Consider the following 1,844-nt stretch of genomic DNA (forward strand, 5'->3'; position numbering starts at 1 on the left):
CGAAGGCGAAACCTTTTGTCTGGACCGCCACAAGCCAAGAAATCCTCGAAAAGATCGAACGCTTATGTAAAGCTATTTGCGGGACAGAACACTAGGTTGGCTTAACGGGAACTGGGCACTGAGCCGAATTCCAAAGGCTCGTTTCCATCCGCCTACGATAGCGAAGGCCGCTTCCCATAAAAATGGTGGTGGGGCAGGGATGCGGCTTGCTCGCCGTTCCGATTGATCCGGGCGTGCTCTAGGCAGGGCTGTGAAGCGTGGCTTTGAGGCTTTGCCCCTTGTCTTGGTGCGACGCCGTTGTTCAGGATAGTAATTTGTAGACCAGCATCGCACCGACTGCACAAGCCGCCCCAGCCAAGAAGGCACGCGACCGAAACCATCGCCATCGCAGATATTCCAGCCAGCCGATAGAAGCCTTCCATCGAGCGAATTCCCGACGCTGTTCCTCTTCATAGGCTTGATCGGAACGCCATCCCATTACATCCTCCCTGTCGGGTGTAAACTATTCCGCAGATCCGCCAGTGGGCCAAAACAATATGGCTGCGGCTGGGATCGGAAAGTACGGAATCCATTTGATGACGACGAAACCGTTCACGACACGTCTCGATCCAGTCATTCTGTTGCTGGCTCAGAAATTTACGGAAAAGGATCGACGCCCAGTCACGGCCGTTATCGAAATCGCGCTTATCGAGTATGCGGGTCGGCGCGGAATCAAGCGACCAATATCAAAGATTGAGTCGCTGCCAATGAGTACGATTTCAGTCGAGCAGTGTCGAGGCGCCAGAGCGATGCTTGGTTGGAGTCAGCACGAGTTGGCGGAAAAGGCAAACGTGTCCAGAACGACAATTGCTGATTTTGAGCGCGGCGCGCGCATTCCCCATCGGAACAAAATGACTGCCATTCGTCGTACACTTGAGACGGGCGGCATCGAATTCATTCCTGAAAACGGTGGCGAGGCAGGTGTGCGGCCTGCTCGCCGTCCCAGCCGCACCTGACGACGTATCAAAAATGACGAAGAAACAACCCACCTTGATCCAGCTTGCTGAATTGACGGAACTCGCGACGCCCCATCCCGATTGTCCCATCATTGACGGCCTAGCCGGAAAAACTGCCTTGCAATGAAGCAGGCAGCCAAACTTGCTTTGGTCTTGCTGCTCGGGCATGGCAGTGGCTGGAGCGGCCTCGGGCATGGCGCCCGATCGGATCGTAGAAGGTAGGCAGGTGTCCATGAAGGCAATGGCGGCATCCGCCAAGACCATTGCCGGAATGTTCGATGGCAAGGTGCCCTATGATGCCGTCGCCTTCAAACGCGCTGCCGATACCTCCAATCAAAATCCGCGGACGTTCTGATAGCCGAGTTTCCCCAAGGCTCCTATGGCGGGACTTTGGCTGCGAAGGCCGAGATCGGTGAGTTTGCCGCGGAAGCCATGGGAAGCAGCCTGCTGGGCAAACGGACTGGCGTCGGACATGAGCCGGACCCCTCGAAAATGCCTGCCGAACACGTGTTCCATCTAATTCTGCAGGATTGCACCAGCTGTCATGCAAAATTCCGGAACAAATCGCCCTTGAAACGCGTCACCTGACGTTCTGGGTGACGTCCCGGGACGTGGTGTAGCTGGTAGCGCGGTGGTCATCGGCGCTTTCCGGTAGGGTCTGGTTGTCGACGCCACCTACCTGAAGGTCCGCCGGGGCGGACGCATCGTCTCCGTTGCCGTCATCATCGCGGTCGGCGTCAACACCGACGGCCGGCGCGAGGTGCTGGGCATGGAGATCGGCACCTCCGAGGCAGAGCCGATCTGGACGGAGTTCCTGCGCAAGCTCACCAGACGCGGCCTGCGCGGCGT

At 57.5% G+C, this 1,844-nt stretch carries 2 protein-coding genes and 1 pseudogene; all 3 read left to right on the top strand.

The window, feature by feature from the left end; translation table 11 throughout:
* Positions 1 to 575 precede the first annotated feature (575 nt).
* Complete coding sequence (locus tag BM413_RS33975; RefSeq protein WP_244538156.1) at positions 576 to 995, top strand: helix-turn-helix domain-containing protein; 420 nt, start codon at positions 576 to 578, stop codon at positions 993 to 995.
* Positions 996 to 1,227: 232 nt separating this feature from the next.
* A complete protein-coding gene (locus BM413_RS33980; RefSeq protein WP_244538157.1) occupies positions 1,228 to 1,350 on the top strand; it encodes a hypothetical protein in 123 nt (40 codons plus the stop codon).
* A gap of 303 nt (positions 1,351 to 1,653) precedes the next feature.
* Positions 1,654 to 1,844, top strand: a pseudogene (locus tag BM413_RS32335) (transposase); the annotation flags it as partial.

Source organism: Mesorhizobium sp. YR577, from assembly GCF_900116595.1.
Taxonomy (GTDB): domain Bacteria; phylum Pseudomonadota; class Alphaproteobacteria; order Rhizobiales; family Rhizobiaceae; genus Mesorhizobium_M.

Coding starts and splice junctions, on each gene's coding strand:
- BM413_RS33975 (WP_244538156.1), top strand. CDS start 576: ATGACGACGAAACCGTTCACGACACGTCTCGATCCAGTCATTCTGTTG.
- BM413_RS33980 (WP_244538157.1), top strand. CDS start 1,228: ATGAAGGCAATGGCGGCATCCGCCAAGACCATTGCCGGAATGTTCGAT.